We start from the raw sequence: 23809 nt of genomic DNA, 5'->3' as shown, positions 1-23809 counted from the left end.
GTCGCCGCGCGACTGTGGGGGTCTCAGTTCTTGCGGGCGAGGATGCGGTAGGAGTTGGCGAAGGGGGTGTGGCGGAGGAGGGGGGCGAGGGTGTGGTCGAGGGCTGAGGCCAGGCCGATGAGGGGGGTGGCCGTCGCGCGGAGTGCGGGGTGGGCGTGGGCCACGGAGAGGGAGACGGCGGCCGCGACGTCGTAGGGGAGGTGGGGTGCGCTGCGGTGGGTGGACAGGACCGTGCAGCCCCGCTCGGTCAGTTCCGCGCAGAGGTTGCGGAGCGGCATCAGATGCAGATGGCGGGGCTGGCCGTACGGCAGCCACCGCCGGCCGAGCAGCGGCGCGAACGCGCAGCGCGGGTCGGGGACCTCGATGAGCAGATGGCCGCCGGGGCGCAGGGCGCCCAGGGCCGCGCGGAGTTCGGCGCGCGGGTCCGGGGTGTGCTCCAGGTGGTGGAACATGCTGACGACGTCGTAGCGACCGCGCAGCCGGGCGAGCAGCTCCGGTGCGGTGAGTTCGCCCTGGTGCGCCTCCTCGACGCGTTCCTCCAGCAGGGCCTTGGCCACCCGGTGGGTCGGGTCGTGGCCGTCGAAGGAGGTGTACGGGAAGACCTCCTTCGCCGTCTCGGGGAAGGAGCCGTACCCCGTGCCCACGTCCAGCCAGCTCTCCGGATCCGCCAGCGGCAGCACCGCGCGGGCCGCGGCCCGGTGGCGGCGGCGCACCGCCCGGGGGGACAGGACCCGTTCGGCGAAGTCCTCCAGCCGGCCCTCGTGGAAGTCCCGGTGGTGCAGGGCGAGGCCCTCCGCGGTGAGCCGGGGGTTCTGGAAGACGTGGCCGCAGTCGCGGCACTCGTCCACGGCGCAGGCCCCCGGGCCGTACCGCCCCTCGGCCGCCGCGCGCACCCGGGTGCGCAGGGACCGCGAGCCGCACCACGGGCAGTCCTCGCGGCGCGGCGCGTGGCAGGGGTCGGCGGACCGGGTCAGGGTCTGCGGTGGGGTGTGCGACGTCGGCACGGACGGCACGGTCGGCATGGGCGGCTCCCTGAGCGACATTCCGCTGCAAACCGGAACGTATGGGATACCGGTGGTGGGTGCAACGACGTCGCCGGAGTGTGGTGGCGATGTGGCACGGAAGCGTTTGTTCTCTGGCGGTACTGTTCGGCGAATGAGCAGGCTTAATCTGGACGACTTCACCGATCTGATCGAGCGCCCGGACGGGGGCGTGCGCCGTGACGCCGAGACCTGGCGGGAGCGCCGGATCGTGCCGCCCGGCGCGCTGGGGCGCCTCGACGAGCTGGGCGAGTGGCTGGCCGCCGCGCAGAGTGCCGTACCGGTACGGCCCATCGAGCGGCCCCGGGTGGTGCTCTTCGCCGGTGACCACGGGATCGCCGGGCTGGGCGTCTCGGCGCGGCCGGCGGGCAGCGCCGAGCAGCTGGTGCGGGCCGTGCTGGAGGGCGCGAGCCCGGTGTCCGTGCTCGCGCGGCGGCAGGACGTGCCGGTGCGGGTCGTGGACATGGCTCTGGACTGCGCGCCGGACGCCTTCCCGGAGGAGGTCGTACGGCACCGGGTGCGGCGCGGCAGCGGCCGTATCGACATCGAGGACGCGCTCACCCTGGACGAGGCCGAGGCGGCGCTGCGGGCGGGGGTCGCCGTCGCCGACGAGGAGGCGGACTCGGGTACGGACCTGGTGGTGCTCGGCGATGTCAGCGTGGGCGGCACCACGGCCGCGGCGGTGCTGATCGCCGCGCTGTGCGGGACCGACGCGTCGGTGGTGACCGGGCGCGGCGGGCTCGCGATCGACGATCTGGCGTGGATGCGCAAGTGCGCCGCGATCCGGGACGCGCTGCGCCGGGCGCGGCCGGTGCTCGGGGACCAGATGCAGCTGCTGGCGACCGTGGGCGGGGCGGACCTCGCCGCGATGACCGGGTTCCTGTTGCAGTGCGCGGTGCGCAAGCTGCCGGTGGTGCTGGACGGGGTGGTGGCCGCGGCGTGCGCGCTGGTCGCGCAGCGGGTGGCCTTCCGGGCGCCGGACTGGTGGCTGGCCGGGCACGACAGCGGGGAGCCGGGGCAGGCCAAGGCGCTGGACCGGATGGCCCTGGAGCCGCTGCTGGAGCAGGGCGTGAAGGTCGGCGAGGGGGTCGGCGGACTGCTGGCGCTGCCGCTGGTGCGGGCCGCCGCGGCGCTGGCCGCGGAGCTGCCCGAGAAGCCGGACACCGAGAAGCCCGAGGCCGAGAAGCCCGAGGCCGCGGAGGCGCCGGAGGTGGACGAGCCGGCGGAGGGGTAGCCCGGTCGCGGAGCGGGTTCGGCAACACAGGGTTCCGCGGTGAGCCGTTGTGGTCGCCGTGGGCCGAAAAGGTGCGGTTCACCGGAGCAACGCCCATATGATCCTGCCCCATGGGAGATGCCCGAATTGCCGTTCCGCAGCGAGCCGAACCGGGGTTCTCGAGTGAGGAGGGGCGGCGGTCCACCGGGGCCTCCCGGCGGGCCGCCGCCCTCGCCGTCTGGTATCTGCGGACCGTCGCCTTCATCAACTTCCTCAGCGCGGTGTGGGTCTCGCTCTACCAGGACGTGCGCCGCCACAACCAGGACGACTTCTTCACCCCGTACCTGCTGACGGCCGGCTTCGCCTCCGGTGTCTTCACCACGTTCCTCGCCATCACCATGCGGCGCCGCAAGCGGGCCGCGTGGATCCTCAACCTGGTGCTCAGCGGGGCCTTTCTGGCCCTGTTCGCGTTCGCCATGGCGTTCCCGGAGATCCGGCAGTACGCGCAGAACTGGGTGTCGCTGGCGCTGACGGCCGCGTTCACCGGGGCGCTGCTCGTCGGGCGGCGGGAGTTCTACGCCAAGGGCGACCGGTCCAACCCGCGGCTCGCCGCGACCGTGGCCGTCGGTGGCGGGCTCGCCGCGAGCCTGCTGGCCGGGCTGATCGTCACCGTCACCAACCGGGCGCCGGACGCGGGCCGTTCGACCTTCTGGGAGCGCTGGCACTACGGCACCCTGCGCCTGGTGTCGGTCACCGCCGACGAGAGCCGCTTCCCCGGCATCGCCCCGCCCAACTGGGCCAATGTCGCCGTCAACGTGCTCAGTACGGTCCTCGTCCTCGCGGTGTTCTACGCCGCGTTCCGCTCCCGGCGCGCCGTCGACCCGCTCACCGAGGACGACGAGAAGCAGCTGCGGGCCCTGCTGGACCGGCACGGCGAGCGGGACTCGCTGGGCTATTTCGCGCTGCGCCGGGAGAAGAGCGTCGTGTGGTCGCCGACCGGCAAGGCGGCCGTCGCCTACCGGGTCGTCGGCGGGGTCAGTCTGGCGTCGGGGGATCCGCTCGGCGATCCGGAGGCCTGGCCGGGGGCGATCGCCCCGTGGCTGGCACAGGCGCGGGCGCACGGCTGGATCCCCGCGGTGATGGGGGCGAGCGAGGAGGCCGGGACCGTCTACGCCCGGCACGGCCTGGACGCGCTCGAACTCGGTGACGAGGCGATCGTGGAGGTCGCCGACTTCACCCTGGAGGGGCGGGCGATGCGGACCGTCCGGCAGGCGTACAACCGGGTGAAGCGGGTGGGCTACCGGGTGCGCATCCGGCGGCACGAGGACATCCCGGCGGACGAGCTGGCGTACCTCCTGGAGCGCGCGGACGACTGGCGGGACGGCGCGACCGAGCGCGGGTTCAGCATGGCGCTCGGCCGGCTCGGCGATCCCGAGGACGGGCAGTGCGTGATGCTGGAGTGCACGGACGCCGAGGGGCGGCTGCGGGCGCTGCTGTCCTTCGTGCCGTGGGGGCCGCACGGGCTGTCCCTGGACCTGATGCGGCGCGACCGGGACTCCGACAACGGGCTGATGGAGTTCATGGTCATCGAACTGCTGCGGCGGGCCGACGAGATCGGGATCACTCAGGTCTCACTCAACTTCGCGATGTTCCGGTCGGTCTTCGAACGTGGCGCGCGCCTCGGTGCCGGTCCGGTGCTGAGGCTGTGGCGGTCGCTGCTCAGCTTCTTCTCCCGCTGGTGGCAGATCGAGTCGCTGTACCGCGCCAACGCCAAGTACCGGCCCATCTGGGAACCGCGGTTCCTGCTCTTCGAGAAGAGCGCGGACCTGCTGCGCATCGGCCTCGCGGCGGCCCGCGCGGAGGGGTTCCTGGAGGCGCCGGGGCTGCCCAAGTGGCTGCATCGCAGGCATCTGGGGTCGCGCAGATGACCGTACGGGGATGAGGAACGCTTGATGGGAACGCTCGCCCGCTGGGCCCGTACCGAGTGGGGGCTGCTGTACGTCACCGTGCGCGAGCCCCTGGTGAAGCGGCGCCTGCGGGTGATGCCGATGACCCTGGCGGCGGTGGCCCTGACCGCCTTGCTCCAGTGGGTGCAGAACCAGCCGTGGGGGTACCAGCCGGTGCAGGACTTCGGGGCCGTGCAGGCCGAGGACCCGCTGTGGCTGGCCCTGCTGCGCACTCCGCTGTCCCTGTTCGTGCCCGCGCTGGACCTGCCGGTGTGGGGCGCGCTGGCGCAGATCCTCTTCGTGTTCGGGATCGCCGAGGTGTGCATCGGCTGGTGGCGGACGCTGACCATCGCCTATGTCGCCACGCTCGCCGGGACGCTGTACGCGCGCATCGGCATCGGGCTCGGCGCGCACGCCCCGTTCGGGCTGCCCTGGACGGACGCGGAGGTGGTGGACACCGGTCCGTCGGCGGCGGTGGTGGGGCTCGCCGTGTTCGTGGGCTGGCGGTACGGCGCCTATGTCACGACGGGCGCGGTGACGGCGGCGATGGTGGTGGAGGTGCTGGTCAAGGAGAACCTGGCCGGCAAGGAGCATCTGGCGGCGCTGATGGCCGTGGGGCTGCTCTGCCTGGCGGCGGCGGTGCGGCACCGGCAGCGGCCCCGGTTCCGGCCGGCCCGCCGGCCGGGGCTGGGACAGCGGCGGTGGCAGCGGCTGCGGCACCGGCTGCGCGGGGGCGGCCGGCGCCTGCTCCGGGAGGCTCAGCGGCGGCCGGGCAGCCGGGCCGGGCGGGGGTCGGGTCTGCCGCCGATCCAGTCCTGAAGGGCGCGGCGCGGCCCGGACCAGCGGCGGTCGTGGCGGTAGGCGCGCAGCGCGGCCTTGGCGCGGGCGCGGGGCCGGCGGCCGTAGAAGCGGCGGGCCCACGGGGAGCCGGGGCGGGCCAGCCGTACGGCCCCGACGAGCGCGACCAGCGGCACGATCACACCGATCACCGCCATCCGCGCCTTGCCCTTGCTCAGGGCCAGCAGCGACAGGAGGAAGTTCCCGGCGATGTTGAGGATGACCGTGCCGCGGTCGGTCAGCTCCTGCTGTGTCAGGTCGTTGACGCCGAAGGGGGAGAATCCGGCCAGCAGCAGTCCGACGAGGGCGCCGGTGAGGACGACGACCTCGACGCTCTTGCGGCCCTCCTCGGTCCAGTAGACGTCGTCCAGGTGCACGATCAGCGCGAACTCGTCCAGCACCAGCCCGACGCCCATGCCGAAGACGACGGCGGCGACGGCCGCGCCCGCGCCGTGCCGGTCGCTGGCGACGGCGCCGAAGCCGCCGACGACGGTGAGGAGCACCCCGGGGACGACGTGGTGGATGTGCAGCCCGCCTGCGCTGACATTGCCGAAGGGGCCCTTCCCGGCCCGGATCAGCCGGGTGATGACGCGGGTGACCAGAAAGGTCAGCACGAAGGCGGCGAGCGCGAGCAGCAGCGGAAGCTTGCCCGGTTCCACGATGTTCCGCACCCACCAGTGCCCCATGTGCGCACTTTATCCCCAGCGCCTGCCGGAGGCTCCGCAAGCGCCTAGTACCCTGCGCCGGTGCTCAAGTCCTCTTCGTTCGACGGTGTTCGGTTCGCCTTCGGCACGCTCACCGTGCTGCCCGTTCCGGTGACCCGGTGGGACCGGGCCGCCGCGCGCGGGGGCATGCTGAGCGCTCCGCTGGCCGGGCTGGTCGTCGGCGGCTGCTCGGCCGCGCTGGGGCTGGGGCTGCTCGCCCTGGGCGCCGGCGGGCTGCTCGCGGCCGTCGGCTCGGTCGCCGTACCGGCCGTCCTCACCCGTGGTCTGCACCTCGACGGGCTCGCCGACACCGCCGACGGGCTGGGCAGCGGCAAGCCCGCCGAGGACGCCCTGCGGATCATGAAGCAGTCGGACATCGGGCCGTTCGGGGTCATCACGCTCGTGCTGGTGCTGGCCGCCCAGGTCGCCGTGCTGGCGCAGCTGTACGGCGGCTCGTGGGCGCGGGGCGCACTGGCCGCCGTGGTGTCGGCGACCGCCGCCCGGCTGGCGCTGACCCTGGCCGCCCGCGCCGGGGTGCCGGCCGCCCGGCCGGAGGGGCTGGGCGCGGCGGTGGCCGGGGTGGTGCCGGGTGGTGCGGCGCTGGCGACGGCGGCCGTGGTGACCGTGGCGGCCGGGGCGGCGGGCGGCTGCCTCGGCGGGTACGACGGGCTGCGCGCCGCGCTCGCGGTCCTGGCCGCCGTCGGCGTCGCCGAGCTGCTGCTGCGCCGTTGCGTGCGGCGCTTCGGCGGGGTGACCGGGGATGTCTTCGGCGCCCTCGCCGAGACGGCCGCGACGGCCGCGTTCGTGGTGCTGGCGCTGGGCCGCTAGGCTCGTCCGCCGTACACGGACAAGAAAGCAGGATCGGGGGAACTCCGTGCCTACGCTGCGCCGCGTTGCGGCCTGGTTCATCGACTTCGCGCTGGTGCTGGCGGCGGCCTCGCTGCTCGCCTTGCTCACCTTCCACCGGATCACCGCGCTCGTCACGGACGTGCCGGAGCTGGCCACCAAGGGCGGCCTGGACCTGCTGGCCTCGCGCGGTGACGTCATCGGCGCCTCCGAGCACCTGGGGCTGTCGCTGTGGGACAAGGTGGTGCTGGACGTGGAGGAGGCCTTCGGGGCGCTCGTCCTCGTCACCTTCCTCTACCAGTGGGCCTGTCTGCGCTGGCTCGGCCGCACCCTCGGCAAGGGCCTGCTCGGCCTGTGCGTCACCCCGCGGCTGTCCCGGCACACCCTGCGCCGGGCCGCCGTGACCACCGCCGCCGACATCGCCGTCTTCGCGCTCGCCTGTGTGCTGCTGGTCGAGGGCCAGTTCCTGCTGTCGGTGGCGGTGTGGGCGGTCGCGGTGCTGCTGTTCCTCGTCAACGCGCTGACCGTCCTCTCCCCCACCCGCCGCTCCCTCGCCGACCGGCTGGCCGGCACCACGGTGGACAGCGCGTTTCAGCGTCCGGTGCCCAGCCCGTGGGGCAGTGTGCCCCAGGGGTGAGCGCCGGTGCCGGGCACCGCGCAGTGCACGGCGGCGCCCCGCTCCCGCGCGGCGCCGGCCAGGTCGACGCCGGCCGGGACGCCGTACACCAGATGGCAGTGGCGCGCCCCCGCAGGACCGGGTGCGGGCCGGGCGGGTGTGCGGCGGTACGCCGTCCAGGGGCCCTCGAAGGTGACGAGCAGCTCCGCCAGCGCCGCGTACGCCGGGTGCGGGGACGTGCCGTGGTTCAGGGCGAGCGTGCGGCAGCCGAGGGCGCGGGCGGCCGCGGCCAGCCGCTCACAGGCCGCGAACTCGCCGATCCCGGTGCTCACCTGGTCGAGGAAGGCGCCCTGGACGCCGTACCAGTCCCGGTGCCGGGTCAGGTCGCGTACGACGTCCTCGTACGGCCGCCCGCCGTAGCCCGTGTCCACATAGCCGAGCACGGTCACGCCGGCCGCCCGCAGCCGCGCGGCCGTGTCGGCGAAGTCCGCGTCGGGGCGCTCGCCCGGGCCGCTCGCGGGGTTGAGGACGACGCCGTACAGCCGGGGTGCGGCGGCGAGGACGGCCGCCCACTCGGCGGGACGCACCGCGGGGTGTTCGTAGTACGGGACCAGCAGGATGCTCATCGGTGCGCCGTCACCCTTCCGAGCAGGCCGCACGCCAGCGCGGACTGGGCCAGGGCCGCCGCCGCGTACACGGCGAGCGCCACGGTGTGCGGGTGGCCCGTGCGGGCCGGCAGCGCCAGGGTCTGGGCGAGGGCGGCCGCGCCGCACACGGCCGTGGCGCCGAGCACCGCGCCGAAGGACTGGAGCAGCAGGCCGGTCCACAGCACCGCGCCGAGCGCGAGCAGACCGGCCGCCTGCGGGCGGGGCAGGAACAGGGCGGGGACGAGCAGGGGCGCGAGGTAGGCGGCGAGGCAGCGGGCCAGGGCGCGGGCGGTGCTCCGACGGAAGGCCTGCGGGGTGTCGGTGGTGCGCAGGGCGGAGCGGGCGCGGGTGCGGAAGCGGTGGAGCAGGTGTTCCGCGGGCCCCATGCTGAGGGTCAGAGCCACCGCGGTGCGGGGGTCGGACAGCGAGGTGTGCAGGACGAGGGTGCCGGTGGCCAGGCCGAAGAGGGCGTAGGGCAGGGAGGCGACCGGCCGGGGGCCCGTCGTGGCCGCCCGGTCGCCGGGCTGCCGCGGCCCCTTCGGGCGCACCTCGCGCAGCCCAAGGACGGCCACGGCGGCGAGGGAGGTCAGCAGCAGCGCCGACCGCCAGGGCCCCGGGAGCGGCAGGAACGGAGCGAGCAGGCCGCCGGCCGTCAGCGGGAGCAGGGCCGCCAGCAGCACCCGCTCCCGGCCCATGACCAGCAGGGCACTGGACGCGCCCAGGTAGCAGGACTGGGCGGCCGCGCAGGCGATGGTCCCGGGGTGGCCGGGGCCGGTGACCGCCAGGGCCGTCAGGGTGCCGAGGAGCATGCCCGCCGGGGTGCCGGTAAGGAGGCAGCGGCGGGCCGCTGCCGGGTCGCCCAGGCCCAGCCAGGAGTAGGCGCGGTGGGCGAGGCCCTGGTTCCAGGCCCAGCCGCACAGGGCGCCCGCGAGCAGCGCGCGGGGGTCGGAGGGGAACGGGGCGCCGAGGACGTAGGCGAAGCCCGGCAGCGCGAAGAGGAGGCCGCGCAGCAGGCAGCCGAGGAGGCCGGTGTGCCAGGGCTCGGGGGGCGGGGCCGCCGGTTCGGGGTGGCGGCGGGGGGTGCGGTCGTAGAGCCGCTCGGCGAGGGCGAAGGAGTCCGGTACGCCGTAGCGCTCGCGTATCTGCTCGTCGGAGAGGCCGTCGGACTCCAGCAGGGCGGCTATCTCGTCCGGGTGGACCGCGGCGGCCGCGAACTCGTCCAGTTCGCGGGCGAGTCGGTCGATCGGGTCGGGCCGGGCCCAGCCGGGCCGAAGGCGCGGGCGGGGCAGGACAGGCAGGGCGGCCAGGGTGCGGGCCTGCCCGGCGGTGGTGTCGGTCATCGGCCGGTTCCGTCCGTGAGCGCGGTGTACCAGGGGTCGCGGAGTTCCGCGGTCCAGTCGGCGACCGTCTCGACCGTGGGCTCGTACCGCTCGGGCAGGCCGGCGAGTTCCTGGTAGACGGTGCGGAAGTTGTCGACCGAACGGCGCAGGGTGAACCGGTCGATGACCCGCCGGCGCGCCGACTCGCCGAGGGCGAGGCGCCGTTCACCGTCCTTCAGGAGGGTCAGGGCGGCCGCCGCCATCTTCTCCGGCTCGCGTGGCGGGACGACCAGGCCGGTGTCGCCGACGGCCTCGCGGACCCCGCCGACGTCCGTGGAGACCGTCGTACGGCCGCAGGACATGGCCTCGATGAGGGAGAAGGGGAAGCCCTCGGAGATGGAGGAGAGCATGACGATGTGGCCGGCCGCGTAGGCGCGCCACACCTCGGTGATGCGGCCCTCGAAGGTGAGGCCGTCGGTGACGCCGAGTTCGGCGGCGAGTTTCTCCAGGCGGGTGCGGTAGGCCTCGCCGCCGGGCGGGACCGGGCCGAAGAGCCGCAGCCGGGTCTCCGGGAGTTCGGCGCGGACCAGGGCGTAGGCGCGCAGCAGCGTCTCCAGGTCCTTGATGGGGTCGACGCGGCCGCACCAGGTGAGGGTGGGGACGTCGGGTTCGGGACCGGCGTGCGGGAAGGCGTGCGGGTCGACGCCGTTGTAGACGGTGCGGATGCGGTCGGCGTCGGCGCCGCCGCGCTCCTCCCAGCGGCGGTTGTACTGGTTGCAGGGGGTGATCAGGTCGGCCGCCCGGTAGGCGTGTGAATTGAGTTCACGGTAGAAGCCGAGGAGGAAGGCCTTCACGGGCCAGCGGTAGGGCTGGTCCCGCTGGCCGAGGTAGCGCTCGCGCAGATAGATGCCGTGCTCGGTGAGCAGGAACGGCACTCCGTCCAGGCGGTGCGCGGCCAGGGCCGGCAGGGTGGCGAGGCCGTTGCTGACGGCGTGTGCGACGGAGTCCTCGGGGATCCGCACGCCGAGCGGGCGCAGGGCGTGTTCCAGCAGGTCGAGGGCGGTGAGCGCGTCGTGCACGGTGGGCCGGGCGGCCGCCGTGGGCAAATGCGGCATGGTCCAGATCCAGTGCAGCGAGCGCAGCGCGGACTCGGTGCGCAGGGCCGCCGCCAGCCGTCCCTCGCGGGCGATGGCGGCGAGGTCGTACAGCGCCGCGCCGAAGTCGGTCCGCGGCTCGGGGTCGAGGAAGGACAGCAGCAGGCGTTCGTAGGCGTCGGTGAAGCGGCGCCGGGCCCGGCCGTACGGCGGCCGGGCGTGGCCGGGGCGGGGGCCCCAGGTGGGCACGGTGTGGTGGTGGCGGACGTTGGCCGGCAGCTCCCAGGTGACGGGTTCGCGGCCGGTGCCGGTGAGCGACACGACGTGGAAGCGGACCTCGGGCATGCCCCGGATCAGCTGGTCGCACCAGGTGCTGACGCCGCCGTGGATATGCGGGTAGGTGCCTTCGGTGAGCATGGTTATGTGACGGCCGGTACGGATGGTGTCCCCCCTGTGGTGTGTCCCGCGGTTCGCCGCTCGCCGCTCCCCCGGGGCGGTCACCCCTGGGGGAGTTGCAGGGTGAGCGCCGACTGGAGGGCGCCCGGGGTGGCCCATGCCTGGCGTTCGCCCGCGTAGGGCGTGCCGAAGGCGGTCGTGGTCAGCAGGTTCTGCTGCTGGGTGCCCTCCGGTGCGGTGACCGGGACCGGGGTGCCGGACGGGGCGGTGACGGTGACGGTGGTGCCGATGCGGTAGGCGGTGACCCGGCCGGAGTCCAGGGCGGTCTGCCAGGTGGCCCGGTGGTGCAGTTCGGTGCCGATCGCGCTCTCGCGGAGGTTCACGACCGGGGTGTTGTCGGCGAACAGGGCCTGGTAGTCGGCGAGGACGCGGTCCAGGACCGGGTAGAGGATGCGGTCCTCGGCGAGGTTGGACTGGTGGGCGTAGTGCGGGCGTGGGTCGTTGGCCAGCACATGGCCGAGGTCGGTGTGCGCCTCGGCGGGCACGATGCGGTCGGTGTAGCCGGTGGCGGTGTCCAGCGGCGCGGGCAGGCAGGTGGAGGTCGGGTTGTTCTCGCACAGGCCGCTGCCGCCGTCCGCCTTGGACGTGTAGATCCAGTTGTACTCGTCGGCCATCTCGGCCCGGGTGCCGACGTTGTAGTACACGTTCATCGGGTAGCGCGGCACGGTGAGGGTGGTGCCGCCGGTCACGGTCCGCTGCTCGGGCTCACGGGAGTCGTCCGAGCCGGTCCACTGCACGCCGTTGTCGGCGAGGGCGGGCGCGAGGTTGGGGTTGTCCTGCGGCTGCTGCGGCAGGGTCCGCAGGCCCGAGTGCTCGCCGGTGACCAGTTCGGTGCGGTCGACGGACAGACCGTGCCGCACCGCCCAGCCGCGGTTGTCGGAGATCTGGGCGGAGATGGCGGAGCGGCTCACCCACTGGGTGGAGCCGTCGGTGTTCTTCGCGCAGCTCCAGGGCACGGTCGAGGTGTCCTGCACACAGCCGAGGAACAGGTGGGTGTAGGTGTGGTTGATCCAGCGGTACCTGGCCCGGTCCGCGAGGAGCTGGTCGGTCAGCGGGTCCGTGCCGCCGTGCTCGCTCTTCCACTCCTCGCCGGCGCCCGCGTTGAACGCCAGGTCCAGGGTGAAGCCGTGCGCCTGCTCCCAGGAGGCGGCGTACCGGGCGTCGTCGGCCGTCATCCGGATCGGTGCGGTGGTCTCCGTGCTGCCGTCGCCGCAGTCGAAGTCGCCGGGGGTGCAGTTGCGCCGGGTGTCCCAGCGGGCGTCCGGTGCGAAGACGTCGTCCACGTGGACGGCGAAGTAGTTGCGGGCCTGCCCGAGGTGCACCCCTTGGGTCAGCCACTCGACCATGCCGCGGACCAGCACCCGGAACTGCTGCTGGTACTGGTTGTAGACGAAGGTCACGACCAGCTCGCGGCGGCCGTCGTGGGCGTACTCGCCGAGCAGGCTGCCGGTGCCGGTGCCGCCGGGCACCGGGATGTCGACATAGCTGGTGAAACCGGTGCGGGGCCGCGCGACGAAGCCGTAACTCTCGTCCACGGTGGGCGAGTTGTCCTCGAAGGAGAAGGAGCCCCGCAGATAGCCGAAGGGGCTCAGCCGGCCGGCCGCGGTGACGGTGGCGGTACGGCCGTCCAGCGGCCCGGCGTAGCCGCCGGCGTCCGTGTAGTCGAGGCCGACCTCGGGATGGGCCCAGGTGGAGGCGTCCAGCTGCGGGATGCCGTACGTCCTCTCGTACGCCTCCAGGGCCGTCTGCTCGGCCGAGCCCGCGCCGAAGGGTGCCTCGTTCGGCAGGACGACGCCCTGGAACTTCGCGCGTGGCCGGCCGTCGACGGTGTCGCTGAGGAAGGTGCCGGTGAGGGCCGGCCGCGCGGAGTCGTTCAGATCGACCCGGGTGTACGGCACGCCCTCGCTCCGCAGCTGTGCGGTGATGGCGCCGACCGGGCCGGCGCCGTCGTCGACCACCAGCACCCTGAGGTCGACGCGCGGCTCGGTCGCGGCCGCCGCGCCCGGCACGGCGGTGCCGAGCGCGAGCATTCCCGCGGCCGTCGCGGTGACGGTCGCCGCCTGCCAGCGGCGCGCACGGTGAGTCATGACTGGTTCTCCCCCCGGAGGATCCCCGTCCGTGGGCCGTGACGGTACGGCGCGGGATCGGTGGAATTCAGGTGAAACCGCGGGTCACGGACCCGTCGGAACCCGATGAGTGTGGCTCACGTCACGGGGGCGGAGGGGGCGGAAGCGGCCACGACGCCACGTCCGGGTGAACGTCCGCAGGCATGATCGAACGCCCCCACGCGCGTAGTCTCGTCCCAAGTGTTCGCCGACAGGGTGAAGGCCCCGGTGCCGACAGTCCCCAGGCCTGGGCCTAGGGTCGGCTGTCGGGCCCGGTCGACCCACCCCGTTTCGGCCACAGCAACTTCACATCGGAAGCGAGAATTCACCACCGTGACTGCTCTGACTCTCAGCACCGCAGCGGCGCCCGGCCTGCGGGCCGACGCGATCGTGATCGGTGTCGCCAAGGGCGCCCAGGGCCCCGTCGTCGCCCCCGGCGCCGAGGCAGTGGACAAGGCGTACGACGGCAAGCTGGCCGGCGTCCTGGAGACCCTGGGTGCCTCGGGTGCCGAGGGCGAGCTGACGAAGCTGCCCGCCCCGGCCGGTTTCAAGGCACCGCTCGTGGTGGCGGTGGGCCTGGGCGCCGAGCCCGGCACCGAGGCCGAGGACGGCGAGGACGGCGCGGCCGGCTACGACCCCGAGGCGCTGCGCAAGGCCGCCGGCGTGGCCGCCCGGGCGCTCACCGGCACCAAGAAGGCCGCCTTCGCGCTGCCCGTGGACGGCCCCGACGCCATCGAGGCGATCGGCGAGGGCGTGCTGCTCGGTGCGTACTCCTTCGACCTCTACAAGGAGAACGGCAAGGACGCCAAGGCCGGCAGGAACGGCAAGAACGGCAAGGCGCCGCTGGCCGAGGCCGCGCTGCTCGGCGGCAAGCCGCGGGACGCCGCCCACAAGGGTGCCGTCGCCCGTGCCGTCGCGGTCTGCGAGGAGCTGAACCGCGCCCGCGACCTCATCAACATGCCGCCGAACGAGCTGAACCCCGCGATCTTCGCCGGGCTCGCCCAGACCGCGGCCAAGGAGCACGGCATCAAGGTGCAGGTGCTCGACGAGAAGGCGCTGGCCAAGGGCGGCTACGGCGGCATCCTCGGGGTCGGCGGCGGCTCGGCGGCGGCTCCCCGCCTGGTGAAGCTGACGTACGCGCCCGCCGGGGCGGAGAAGCACCTGGCCTTCGTCGGCAAGGGCATCACCTACGACTCGGGCGGCATCTCGCTGAAGCCGGCCGGGCACAACGAGACGATGAAGTGCGACATGAGCGGTGCCGCCGCCGTGTTCGCCGCGGTCGTCGCCGCCGCGCGGCTCGGCCTGGAGGTCAAGGTCACCGGCTGGCTGGCGCTGGCCGAGAACATGCCGTCCGGTGCCGCCCTGCGCCCGGGTGACGTGCTGCGCATGTACAGCGGCAAGACGGTCGAGGTCCTCAACACCGACGCCGAGGGGCGCCTGGTGCTGGCCGACGCGCTGTGGGCGGCCTCGCAGGAGAGCCCGGACGCGATCGTGGACGTCGCGACGCTGACCGGCGCGATGATGCTCGCGCTGGGCAGCCGGACGTTCGGTGTCATGGCCAACGACGAGGCGTTCCGCACCACGGTGCACGAGGTCGCCGAGGAGGTCGGCGAGCCGGCCTGGCCGATGCCGCTGCCGGAGCACCTGCGCAAGGGCATGGAGTCCCAGGTGGCCGACATGTCGAACATGGGCGAGCGGATGGGCGGCGGCCTGGTCGCCGGTCTCTTCCTGCGCGAGTTCGTGGGCGAGGGCATCCCGTGGGCGCACCTCGACATCGCCGGTCCGGCGTTCAACGAGGGGGGCCCGTTCGGGTACACGCCGAAGGGCGGTACGGGCACGGCGGTGCGCACGCTGGTCCGGCTGGCGGAACTGACCGCCGCGGGCGAGCTCGGCTGAGCCGCCGTACGCCGCGAGCCGTACGATCCGTACCGTTCGTGCGGTTCGTACGGTTCGCACGGCCTCCGCAGGGGCGCCGGGGACTCTCGCACAGCCCCCAGCACCCCCGCGGAGGCGCTCTAGTGGCCCGTCTCACACACCGGCCCGGCGTCTCGGTCTCGTCCGACAAGTGCAAAGATGGAGCCCGGCAGGACAGGGCCCCCACCGAAGGGCCGAAGCATCAAGCGGCCGGACACCAGCCGCCTGCCGGTCATCGGAGACCGGCGCACGGCGCACATGCATGGAGGACGTGACGTGGCGAACGACGCCAGCACCGTTTTCGACCTAGTGATCCTCGGCGGTGGTAGCGGTGGTTACGCCGCGGCCCTGCGCGGGGCCCAGCTGGGCCTGGACGTCGCCCTGATCGAGAAGGGCAAGGTCGGCGGTACCTGCCTGCACAACGGTTGCATCCCCACGAAGGCCCTGCTGCACGCGGGCGAGATCGCCGACCAGGCCCGCGAGAGCGAGCAGTTCGGCGTACGGGCCACCTTCGAGGGCATCGACATGGCGGCCGTCCACAAGTACAAGGACGATGTGATCGCCGGCCTGTACAAGGGCCTCCAGGGTCTCATCGCCTCCCGCAAGGTGACGTACATCGAAGGTGAGGGCCGCCTGTCCTCCCCCACCTCCGTGGACGTGAACGGCCAGCGCATCCAGGGCCGCCACATCCTGCTGGCGACCGGCTCCGTGCCGAAGTCGCTGCCGGGCCTGGAGATCGACGGCAACCGCATCATCTCCTCCGACCACGCCCTCGTCCTGGACCGCGTGCCGAAGTCCGCGATCATCCTGGGCGGCGGTGTCATCGGCGTCGAGTTCGCCTCGGCGTGGAAGTCCTTCGGTGCCGACGTCACCGTGATCGAGGGCCTGAAGCACCTCGTCCCGGTCGAGGACGAGAACTCCTCGAAGCTTCTCGAGCGCGCCTTCCGCAAGCGCGGCATCAAGTTCAACCTGGGCACCTTCTTCCAGAAGGCCGAGTACACCCAGGACGGTGTCAAGGTCACCCTGGCGGACGGCAAGGAGTTCGAGGCGGAGCTGCTGCTCGTCGCCGTCGGCCGCGGCCCGGTCTCCGCCGGTATCGGCTACGAGGAGCAGGGCGTCGCGATGGACCGCGGCTACGTCCTCGTCGACGAGTACATGCGCACCAACGTGCCGACCATCTCGGCCGTCGGTGACCTCGTGCCCACGCTCCAGCTCGCGCACGTCGGCTTCGCCGAGGGCATCCTGGTGGCGGAGCGGCTGGCCGGCCTGAAGGTCGTCCCGATCGACTACGACGGTGTCCCGCGGGTCACGTACTGCCAGCCGGAGGTCGCCTCGGTCGGTCTCACCGAGGCCAAGGCCAAGGAGGTCTACGGCGCGGACAAGGTCGTCTCGATCAAGTTCCCGCTCGGCGGCAACGGCAAGAGCCGGATCCTGAAGACGGCCGGCGAGATCAAGCTGGTCCAGGTCAAGGACGGTGCCGTGGTCGGCGTCCACATGGTCGGCGACCGCATGGGCGAGCAGGTCGGCGAGGCGCAGCTGATCTACAACTGGGAGGCGCTGCCGGCCGAGGTGGCCCAGCTCATCCACGCCCACCCGACGCAGAACGAGGCGCTCGGCGAGGCTCACCTGGCGCTGGCCGGCAAGCCGCTGCACATGCACGACTGACGCCTTCCGACATCGGGCGCGACGACACAGACTTCCGCAATTCGTTAGGAGCAACCGAAACCATGGCGGTTTCCGTAACCCTTCCGGCGCTCGGCGAGAGCGTCACCGAGGGCACTGTCACCCGCTGGCTGAAGGCCGAGGGCGAGCGCGTCGAGGCCGACGAGCCGCTGCTCGAGGTCTCGACCGACAAGGTCGACACCGAGATCCCGGCCCCGGCCGCCGGCATCCTGGCCTCCATCAAGGTCGCCGAGGACGAGACGGTCGAGGTGGGCGCCGAGCTGGCGATCATCGACGACGGCACCGGTGCCCCCGCCGCCGCCCCGGCCCCCGCCGCCGAGGCCGCTCCGGCTCCGGCCGAGGCTCCGGCCGCCCCCGTGGCCGAGGCCCCCGCCGCCGCTCCGGCCCCCGAGGCCCCGGCCGCTCCGGCCGCCCCGGCCGGTGGCGCCCAGGGCACGGACGTGGTCCTGCCCGCGCTCGGTGAGTCCGTCACCGAGGGCACCGTCACCCGCTGGCTGAAGCAGGTCGGCGACTCCGTCGAGGCCGACGAGCCGCTGCTCGAGGTCTCCACGGACAAGGTCGACACCGAGATCCCGGCGCCCGCCTCCGGCGTGCTGCTGGAGATCGTGGTCGGCGAGGACGAGACCGCCGAGGTCGGCGCCAAGCTCGCCGTCATCGGTGCCGCGGGTGCCGCCCCGGCCGCCGCTCCGGCCCCGGCCGCCCCGGCTCCGGCCGCTGCTGCCCCGGCCGCCGCTCCGGCTCCGGCCGCCCCGGCTCCCGCGCCCGCCGCCCCGGCTCCGGCTCCGGCCGCCGCCGCTCCGGCGCCGGTCCAGCCCGCCGCCCCGGCCCCGGCTCCGGCGCCCGCGCCGGCTCCGGTCACCCCGGCGCCCGCCGCCCCCGCTCCGGCCGCCCAGGCGACCGACGAGGGCGCGTACGTGACCCCGCTGGTGCGCAAGCTCGCCGCCGAGAACGGCGTCGACCTGGGCGCCGTCAAGGGCACCGGCGTCGGCGGCCGTATCCGCAAGCAGGACGTCCTCGCCGCCGCCGAGGCCGCGAAGGCCGCCGCCGCTGCTCCGGCTCCCGCCGCTGCCGCCCCGGCCGCCGCCAAGAAGGCCCCCACCCTGGAGGCCTCCCCGCTCCGTGGCCAGACCGTCAAGATGCCGCGCATCCGCAAGGTCATCGGCGACAACATGGTCAAGGCGCTGCACGAGCAGGCGCAGCTGTCCTCGGTCGTCGAGGTCGACGTCACGCGCCTGATGAAGCTGCGCGCCAAGGCGAAGGACTCCTTCGCGGCCCGTGAGGGCGTCAAGCTCTCCCCGATGCCGTTCTTCGTCAAGGCCGCCGCGCAGGCGCTGAAGGCCCACCCGGTCATCAACGCCAAGATCAACGAGGCCGAGGGCACGATCACCTACTTCGACACCGAGCACGTCGGTATCGCGGTGGACTCCGAGAAGGGCCTGATGACCCCGGTCATCAAGCACGCCGGCGACCTCAACATCGCGGGCATCGCCAAGGCCACGGCGGAGCTGGCCGGCAAGGTCCGCGCCAACAAGATCACCCCGGACGAGCTGTCCGGCGCGACCTTCACCATCTCCAACACCGGTTCGCGTGGCGCGCTGTTCGACACGATCATCGTGCCGCCGGGCCAGGTCGCGATCCTCGGCATCGGTGCCACGGTCAAGCGCCCGGCGGTCATCGAGACCGAGGAGGGCACGGTCATCGGCGTCCGCGACATGACCTACCTGACCCTCTCCTACGACCACCGTCTGGTGGACGGCGCCGACGCGGCCCGCTACCTGACGGCGGTCAAGGCCATCCTGGAGGCGGGCGAGTTCGAGGTCGAGCTCGGCCTGTAGTCCCCGGGCCCTGTGCCTGTACGACGCCCCGTCCGGAGCTTCTCCGGGCGGGGCGTTTCGTGTTTGCCGGCACACGGTGCGTGTAAGGCTCGTCTCACCTGCGCGAAAGCGGCCCCACCCCTCCTACCCGCGGAGCGAACGCGCCGTATTGTCTAATCGTCAGCCCTCCCGAAGGAGCCCTCATGACCGCGCCCGTCGTCCACTCGCTGCGCGAACAGATCCGCGAGCACATCGTGGAAGGGATCGTCAGCGGGCGCTGGCAGCCGGGTGAGCGGATCGTGGAGCGCCGGATCGCCACCGAGCTGGAAGTCAGCCAGACCCCGGTGCGCGAGGCCCTGCGCGAGCTGGAGTCGCTGCGCCTGATCGAGTCCGCGCCGAACAAGGGCGTCCGGGTACGGAACCTGACGGCGGCCGACCTGGAGGAGAGCTACCCGGTCCGGGCCGGCCTGGAGGCCATCGCGGCGGAGTTGGCGGCCGACCGCCTCGCCGAGGACTGCTCGGCCCTGGAGCCGCATGTCGCGGCCCTGTACGAGGCCGACCGCGACGCCGACGGCACGGCCCAGGTCCGGCACACCGTCGGCTTCCACCGCGAGCTGGTCCGCGCGGCGGACAACTCGGTGCTGCTGCACACCTGGGAGGGGCTCGGCATCGAGGTGTTCACGGCGCTGTCCATCCGCTGGCTGGGCACGGTGCAGCAGTCGTACGCGGAGGAGCACGAGGAGCTGGTGCAGGCCTTCCGCAGGCGGGACCCGCGGATCGCCGAGCTGGTGAAGGCGCACGTCCTCGGCTGCGCCCCGCGAGCCTGAGCACACCGTCGCTCACCTGCGAAAACAAGGCATTTTCGCGTCACCCGGTGCCAGCACCGAAGGCACCGGGTGCCGACTTTCTTCAAATCGAGAGGTTTTCCGGCCCAACCCTTTGATCGATCATCGATCAGGGAGTTACAGTCGCCGACGGACTTCCACCGAAGTCCGCTGCCCTGTCCTGCCAAAGACCTAGGGCACCCCCGAACCCTTACCTGTGAGGGAACCCCCTTCGACTGAGGAAGGCGGCGACATGACCGACCCCAACGCCATCCAGCCGAGCGCGCTCGACCAGCTCCCGGACCGCGACCCCGAGGAGACCGCCGAATGGCAGGCCTCTCTCGACGCCGTCGCCAGGGAGGCCGGGCCGCACCGCGCCGCGTACCTGATGCGCCGCACGCTGGAGCGCGCCGAGGCGGGCGGCATCGCGCTGCCGAAGCTGCTGGAGACGGACTACGTCAACACCATCCCCACCTCCGCGGAGCCGGCCCAGCCCGGTGACCCGGAGATGGAGGCCCGGATCACCGCCTGGAACCGCTGGAACGCGGCCGCGATGGTGACCCGGGGCAGCAAGTACGGCGTCGGCGGCCACATCGCCACCTTCGCCTCCGCCGCCTGGCTGTACGAGACCGGCTTCAACCACTTCTTCAAGGGCAAGGAGGGCGACGGCTCCGGCGACCAGCTGTACATCCAGGGCCACGCCTCCCCCGGCATCTACGCCCGCGCCTTCCTGGACGGCCGGCTGACCGAGGCCCACCTGGACAACTTCCGCCAGGAGGCCGGCGGCAACGGTCTGCCGTCCTACCCGCACCCGCGCCGGCTGCCCTGGCTGTGGGAGTTCCCGACGGTGTCGATGGGCCTCGGCCCGCTCTCCGCCATCTACCAGGCGCGCTTCAACCGCTACCTCACCAACCGCGGCATCAAGGACGTCTCGTCCTCGCACGTGTGGGCGTTCCTCGGCGACGGCGAGATGGACGAGCCGGAGTCGACGGCGGCCCTCGCGCTCGCCGCCCGTGAGGAGCTGGACAACCTCACCTTCGTCATCAACTGCAACCTCCAGCGCCTGGACGGCCCGGTCCGCGCCAACTTCAAGATCGTGCAGGAGCTGGAGGCCCAGTTCCGCGGCGCCGGCTGGAACGTCGTCAAGACGCTGTGGGGCTCCGCCTGGGACGAGCTGTTCGCGCTGGACACCACGGGCGCGCTGGTACGCCGGCTGCGCCAGGTACCGGACGCGCAGATCCAGACGTACCAGACCCGTGACGCGGCCTACATCCGCCAGGACTTCTTCGGCGCCGACCCGGCGCTGGTGGAGATGGCGAAGCTGCTGAGCGACGACAAGATCCTCGAGTGCTTCCACCTCTCGCGCGGTGGTCACGAGGCCCGCAAGGTGTACGCCGCGTACAAGGCCGCTGTCGAGCACAAGGGCGCGCCGACCGTGATCCTGGCCCAGACGGTCAAGGGCCACACCCTGGGCGAGGGCTTCGCGTCGAAGAACGCCAACCACCAGATGAAGAAGCTGACGGTGGACGAGTTCAAGGCGATGCGCGACCTGCTCGAGCTGCCGATCAAGGACAGCGACTTCGTGGACGGCGTGGTGCCCTACGGCCACCCGGGTGCCGACTCCGCCGAGGTCCGCTACCTCCAGGAGCGCCGCGCGGCCCTGGGCGGTCCCGCCCCGGCCCGCCGTACGCACGCGCTGGCCCCGCTGCCGGCCCCGGCGGAGAAGGCCTTCGCCTCCTTCGACAAGGGCTCCGGCTCGCAGAACGTGGCCACCACCATGGCCTTCGTCCGCCTGATCAAGGACCTGGTCCGCGACAAGGAGACGGGCAAGCGCTGGGTGCCGATCGTCCCCGACGAGGCGCGCACCTTCGGCATGGAGTCGCTCTTCCCGTCCCTCGGCATCTACTCGCCGAAGGGCCAGACGTACGAGCCGGTCGACCGGGACCAGCTGATGTACTACAAGGAGGCCACGAACGGCCAGATCCTCAACGAGGGGATCACCGAGGCCGGTTCGATGGCCGACTTCATCGCCGCTTCGACGTCGTACGCGACGCACGGCGAGGCGATGATCCCGTTCTACATCTTCTACTCGATGTTCGGCTGGCAGCGCACCGCCGACCAGATGTGGCAGCTCGGCGACCAGCTCGGCCGCGGCTTCCTCATCGGTGCCACGGCGGGCCGTACCACCCTGACCGGTGAGGGCCTCCAGCACGCCGACGGCCACTCCCCGGTCATCGCCGCCACCAACCCGGCCGCGCTCTCCTACGACCCCGCGTTCGCCTACGAGATCGCGGTGATCGTCCGTGAGGGTCTGCGCCGGATGTACGGCGAGGCCAAGCCGGGCGAGGACCAGAACGTCTTCTACTACCTGACGGTCTACAACGAGCCGCTGCCGCAGCCCGCGAAGCCGCAGGGCCTCGGCATCGACGAGGGCATCGTCAAGGGTCTGTACCGCTTCAACACGGCGGAGTCGGCGGGCGTGACCGTGCCGGCCAACGCGCCGCGCATCCAGCTGCTGGGTTCCGGTACGGCGATCCACTGGGCCCTCAAGGCGCAGCAGCTGCTGGCCGAGGAGTGGGGCGTGGCCGCCGACGTGTGGTCCGCGACCTCCTGGGGCGAGCTGCGCCGGGACGCGCTGGAGGCGGACGCGGCGCTGCTGCGCGGCGAGGAGCGCGTCCCGTACATCCGGCAGGCCCTCCAGGGCGCCGAGGGTCCGGTGCTGGCCGTGTCCGACTACATGCGCCAGGTGCCCGACCAGATCGCGCAGTGGGTGGAGCAGGACTACTCCTCGCTCGGTGCGGACGGCTTCGGCCTCTCCGACACCCGCGAGGCCGCCCGCCGCCACTTCGGCGTCGACGCGGAGTCGATCGTCGCCGCGGCCCTGGCCCAGCTCGCCCGGCGCGGCGAGGTCAAGGCGACGGCCGTGAAGGAAGCGCGCGAGAAGTACGGTCTGTAGGCCCCGGCAGCACACCGGGTACCGCCGCGGCGGGCAGCAGGGCACACGTCCTGCTGCCCGCCGCTGTGCTTTTTCCGCGTGCGGCTGGGCGGCCGAGGCTGGATGCTGGTGCCGTGATGGACGAGACGGAGTTCTGGGAGCTGGTCGACAGCAGCCGTGCGGCCGCCGAGGGCGACCCCGAGGAGCAGGCCGACCTGCTGGTGGAGCGGCTGCTCCAGCTGGATCCCGATCAGGTCCTGGACTTCGCCCGGCACTTCGAGGCCCGGTACAACCGCGCCTACCGCTGGGATCTGTGGGGCGCCGCCTGGGTGCTGCTGGACGGGTGCAGCGACGACGCGTTCGACTTCTTCCGGTGCTGGCTCATCGGCCAGGGGCGAGAAGTGTTCGAGGGGGCGCTGCACGCACCGGACGAGCTGGCCGAGCTGCTGGAGGACTTCGACGAGGAGGTCGACGGCGACGGCGAGGAGCTGGGGTACGCGGCGGACGAGGCGTACGAGCAGCTCACCGGCACCGTGGCCCCGGAGCTGGGGATCGCCCCGGCGCCTGCGGAGCCCGAGGGCACCCCGATCGACTTCGAGAACGAGGCGGTCCTCGCGGACCTTTATCCCAAACTTTGGGGTCGTTTCAAGGGCTGATTCCCTCGCGGAATTCGACCGAAAACGTTCCATCGGCGGCCCCTCGAGCGCCCTACAGTCCCCCTGAGCTGGGGCTTCAACCGTTTCCTCGGCACCTCTGGCCTCACTGGACACACCATCAGAAAGTATGCGCAGCGGGTGTGTTCCGGGTTCGGCGTGCGCCGGAGGTAGGCTGAGCGCAATCCGCAGGGCAGCCAGGTAGCAGGCGGCCCGGAAGCAGATTGCCACCTGGCAGTCTGCCACCGGTCCGGCTGCCGGATGGCGGCTCGAAGTCACCCTCGACAAAGAATCGGGACCGCGAGGAGATGACATCGAAAGATCCGGCTCTGGAAAAGCGCAGGGTGCGTCTGGCGCTGCGCAGCTTCCGCAATGACGCGCACATCAGCCAGCCCGAGGTGGCCGAACGCCTCGCGTGGTCGCCCTCCAAGGTCATCCGGATCGAGGGCGGCTCGGTGGGGGTCTCCGTGACGGACCTGCGCGCGCTCCTCGATCTGTACGGCGTCACGGACGACACGATCCGCCGCGACCTGGAGCAGGCCACCCGGGAGAGCCGGCGGCCGCCGTGGTGGCACGCGTTCCGGGAGGTGGTGAGCCCGCCGTTCAAGGTGTACCTCGGCCTGGAGAGCGCGGCGGACGAACTCTCCGCCTACGACCCGACCCTCGTCCCCGGCCTGCTCCAGACCGAGGGCTACACGCGCGCCCTGCTGGCCCACAGCGACCTGCCGCCCCAGCGGATCGACGCGATCGTCCGGCTGCGGGCCGAGCGGCAGCAGCGGCTGCTGCGCGAGGCGATGGGGCCACGGCTGCGGTTCCTGGTGGACGAGGCGGCGCTGCGTCGCTGGGTCGGCGGTGCGGACACCATGCGCGAGCAGCTGGCCCGGCTGACGGCGGACGCCGCCGCGGCCCATGTGGACCTGGGCGTGGTGCCCTTCACCCGGGGGGCGCACCCGGTGCTGCGCCAGGGGTCGATCGCGCTGGTCTTCCGCAACGACGACGACGTCCTGTTCGTGGAGGGCCCGAACGGCGCGCTGACGACGCGGGACGACCAGCAGGCGGTCGCGGAGTACCTGGCGAGGTTCGAGGAATCCCGCGAGCAGGCTCTGTGCGGCGCCGAGGCGATCGCGTTCATCGACGAGGTGCTGGCCCAGTACCCGTCCTAG

18 protein-coding genes are annotated in these 23809 nt (G+C 72.9%); 12 read left to right on the top strand and 6 right to left on the bottom strand.

Annotated elements, in window-relative coordinates; all coding sequences use genetic code 11:
• Positions 1–23: 23 nt before the first annotated feature.
• Positions 24–1022, bottom strand: coding sequence for a class I SAM-dependent methyltransferase (locus tag ACWCV9_RS10605; protein ID WP_450785503.1), 999 nt, complete (start codon positions 1020–1022; stop codon positions 24–26).
• Between the two features lie 133 nt (positions 1023–1155).
• Here ACWCV9_RS10605 and cobT point away from each other — a divergent pair, with 133 nt between their 5' ends.
• The 3 genes from cobT (at position 1156) to ACWCV9_RS10590 (ending at position 5018) form a co-directional block, all read left to right on the top strand.
• A complete protein-coding gene (cobT, locus tag ACWCV9_RS10600) occupies positions 1156–2274 on the top strand; it encodes a nicotinate-nucleotide--dimethylbenzimidazole phosphoribosyltransferase (protein ID WP_450785501.1) in 1119 nt (372 codons plus the stop codon).
• 110 nt (positions 2275–2384) lie between these two features.
• Positions 2385–4181 (top strand): phosphatidylglycerol lysyltransferase domain-containing protein, encoded by a 1797-nt coding sequence (locus ACWCV9_RS10595; RefSeq protein WP_450785499.1) that lies wholly within the window; start codon positions 2385–2387, stop codon positions 4179–4181.
• A 24-nt stretch (positions 4182–4205) separates the two neighbouring features.
• Positions 4206–5018, top strand: coding sequence for a hypothetical protein (locus ACWCV9_RS10590; RefSeq protein ID WP_450785497.1), 813 nt, complete (start codon positions 4206–4208; stop codon positions 5016–5018).
• On the opposite strand, the gene ACWCV9_RS10585 is transcribed toward ACWCV9_RS10590, so the two are convergent.
• Positions 4958–5722, bottom strand: a complete 765-nt coding sequence (locus ACWCV9_RS10585; RefSeq protein ID WP_450785495.1) for a hypothetical protein — start codon at positions 5720–5722, stop codon at positions 4958–4960. The genes ACWCV9_RS10590 and ACWCV9_RS10585 overlap by 61 nt on opposite strands.
• 60 nt (positions 5723–5782) lie before the next feature.
• Between ACWCV9_RS10585 and ACWCV9_RS10580 the strand changes: the two genes are divergently transcribed.
• Together ACWCV9_RS10580 and ACWCV9_RS10575 are read left to right on the top strand one after the other, a co-directional pair.
• Positions 5783–6568: an adenosylcobinamide-GDP ribazoletransferase gene (locus ACWCV9_RS10580; protein WP_450785493.1), complete on the top strand. Its 786-nt coding sequence runs from the start codon at positions 5783–5785 to the stop codon at positions 6566–6568.
• A gap of 46 nt (positions 6569–6614) precedes the next feature.
• Positions 6615–7223, top strand: a complete 609-nt coding sequence (locus ACWCV9_RS10575; protein WP_450785492.1) for an RDD family protein — start codon at positions 6615–6617, stop codon at positions 7221–7223.
• Here ACWCV9_RS10575 and ACWCV9_RS10570 read toward each other — a convergent pair.
• The 4 genes from ACWCV9_RS10570 to ACWCV9_RS10555 all read right to left on the bottom strand — a co-directional run bounded on the left by ACWCV9_RS10570 (position 7178) and on the right by ACWCV9_RS10555 (position 12805).
• On the bottom strand, positions 7178–7828 hold the full coding sequence (locus tag ACWCV9_RS10570) for a spherulation-specific family 4 protein (RefSeq protein ID WP_450785490.1): 651 nt from the start codon (positions 7826–7828) through the stop codon (positions 7178–7180). The two genes, ACWCV9_RS10575 and ACWCV9_RS10570, sit on opposite strands and share 46 nt — an antisense overlap.
• The gene (locus ACWCV9_RS10565) at positions 7825–9189 is read right to left on the bottom strand and encodes a hypothetical protein (protein WP_450785488.1); all 1365 of its coding nucleotides are present in this window, start codon (positions 9187–9189) and stop codon (positions 7825–7827) included. Before ACWCV9_RS10565 ends, ACWCV9_RS10570 begins: the two co-directional genes overlap by 4 nt.
• The gene (pelF, locus tag ACWCV9_RS10560; RefSeq protein ID WP_450785487.1) at positions 9186–10679 is read right to left on the bottom strand and encodes a GT4 family glycosyltransferase PelF; all 1494 of its coding nucleotides are present in this window, start codon (positions 10677–10679) and stop codon (positions 9186–9188) included. Before pelF ends, ACWCV9_RS10565 begins: the two co-directional genes overlap by 4 nt.
• 80 nt (positions 10680–10759) lie before the next feature.
• Positions 10760–12805: a hypothetical protein gene (locus tag ACWCV9_RS10555; protein WP_450785486.1), complete on the bottom strand. Its 2046-nt coding sequence runs from the start codon at positions 12803–12805 to the stop codon at positions 10760–10762.
• A 351-nt stretch (positions 12806–13156) separates the two neighbouring features.
• On the opposite strand from ACWCV9_RS10555, the gene ACWCV9_RS10550 reads away from it, so the two are divergent.
• The 7 genes from ACWCV9_RS10550 to ACWCV9_RS10520 all read left to right on the top strand — a co-directional run bounded on the left by ACWCV9_RS10550 (position 13157) and on the right by ACWCV9_RS10520 (position 23809).
• Positions 13157–14719, top strand: a complete 1563-nt coding sequence (locus tag ACWCV9_RS10550; RefSeq protein WP_450785484.1) for a leucyl aminopeptidase — start codon at positions 13157–13159, stop codon at positions 14717–14719.
• A gap of 294 nt (positions 14720–15013) precedes the next feature.
• Positions 15014–16402 carry a dihydrolipoyl dehydrogenase gene (lpdA, locus tag ACWCV9_RS10545; protein WP_385844085.1) on the top strand — a complete coding sequence of 463 codons (1389 nt, stop codon included), beginning with the start codon at positions 15014–15016 and terminating at the stop codon, positions 16400–16402.
• A 62-nt stretch (positions 16403–16464) separates the two neighbouring features.
• Entirely contained in the window at positions 16465–18255 is a 1791-nt protein-coding gene (gene sucB, locus ACWCV9_RS10540) for a 2-oxoglutarate dehydrogenase, E2 component, dihydrolipoamide succinyltransferase (RefSeq protein WP_450785482.1), read from the top strand.
• 182 nt (positions 18256–18437) lie between these two features.
• A complete protein-coding gene (locus tag ACWCV9_RS10535) occupies positions 18438–19061 on the top strand; it encodes a GntR family transcriptional regulator (protein WP_450785481.1) in 624 nt (207 codons plus the stop codon).
• Positions 19062–19311: 250 nt separating this feature from the next.
• On the top strand, positions 19312–22014 hold the full coding sequence (aceE, locus tag ACWCV9_RS10530) for a pyruvate dehydrogenase (acetyl-transferring), homodimeric type (RefSeq protein ID WP_450785479.1): 2703 nt from the start codon (positions 19312–19314) through the stop codon (positions 22012–22014).
• A 116-nt stretch (positions 22015–22130) separates the two neighbouring features.
• Positions 22131–22649 (top strand): DUF4240 domain-containing protein, encoded by a 519-nt coding sequence (locus ACWCV9_RS10525; protein ID WP_450785787.1) that lies wholly within the window; start codon positions 22131–22133, stop codon positions 22647–22649.
• A 305-nt stretch (positions 22650–22954) separates the two neighbouring features.
• Entirely contained in the window at positions 22955–23809 is an 855-nt protein-coding gene (locus ACWCV9_RS10520; protein WP_450785477.1) for a helix-turn-helix domain-containing protein, read from the top strand.

The organism is Streptomyces sp. NPDC001606, assembly GCF_053596835.1.
The sequence above is the reverse complement of the archived record's forward strand: the minus strand, read 5'-3'. Positions and strand labels throughout refer to the sequence as shown.

What these genes read in the sequence shown, in the direction of transcription:
- ACWCV9_RS10605 (WP_450785503.1), bottom strand. Translation starts at nt 1,022, where the DNA reads ATGCCGACCGTGCCGTCCGTGCCGACGTCGCACACCCCACCGCAGACC.
- cobT (WP_450785501.1), top strand. Translation starts at nt 1,156, where the DNA reads ATGAGCAGGCTTAATCTGGACGACTTCACCGATCTGATCGAGCGCCCG.
- ACWCV9_RS10595 (WP_450785499.1), top strand. Translation starts at nt 2,385, where the DNA reads ATGGGAGATGCCCGAATTGCCGTTCCGCAGCGAGCCGAACCGGGGTTC.
- ACWCV9_RS10590 (WP_450785497.1), top strand. Translation starts at nt 4,206, where the DNA reads ATGGGAACGCTCGCCCGCTGGGCCCGTACCGAGTGGGGGCTGCTGTAC.
- ACWCV9_RS10585 (WP_450785495.1), bottom strand. Translation starts at nt 5,722, where the DNA reads ATGGGGCACTGGTGGGTGCGGAACATCGTGGAACCGGGCAAGCTTCCG.
- ACWCV9_RS10570 (WP_450785490.1), bottom strand. Translation starts at nt 7,828, where the DNA reads ATGAGCATCCTGCTGGTCCCGTACTACGAACACCCCGCGGTGCGTCCC.
- ACWCV9_RS10565 (WP_450785488.1), bottom strand. Translation starts at nt 9,189, where the DNA reads ATGACCGACACCACCGCCGGGCAGGCCCGCACCCTGGCCGCCCTGCCT.
- pelF (WP_450785487.1), bottom strand. Translation starts at nt 10,679, where the DNA reads ATGCTCACCGAAGGCACCTACCCGCATATCCACGGCGGCGTCAGCACC.
- ACWCV9_RS10555 (WP_450785486.1), bottom strand. Translation starts at nt 12,805, where the DNA reads ATGACTCACCGTGCGCGCCGCTGGCAGGCGGCGACCGTCACCGCGACG.
- sucB (WP_450785482.1), top strand. Translation starts at nt 16,465, where the DNA reads ATGGCGGTTTCCGTAACCCTTCCGGCGCTCGGCGAGAGCGTCACCGAG.
- ACWCV9_RS10535 (WP_450785481.1), top strand. Translation starts at nt 18,438, where the DNA reads ATGACCGCGCCCGTCGTCCACTCGCTGCGCGAACAGATCCGCGAGCAC.
- aceE (WP_450785479.1), top strand. Translation starts at nt 19,312, where the DNA reads ATGACCGACCCCAACGCCATCCAGCCGAGCGCGCTCGACCAGCTCCCG.
- ACWCV9_RS10525 (WP_450785787.1), top strand. Translation starts at nt 22,131, where the DNA reads ATGGACGAGACGGAGTTCTGGGAGCTGGTCGACAGCAGCCGTGCGGCC.
- ACWCV9_RS10520 (WP_450785477.1), top strand. Translation starts at nt 22,955, where the DNA reads ATGACATCGAAAGATCCGGCTCTGGAAAAGCGCAGGGTGCGTCTGGCG.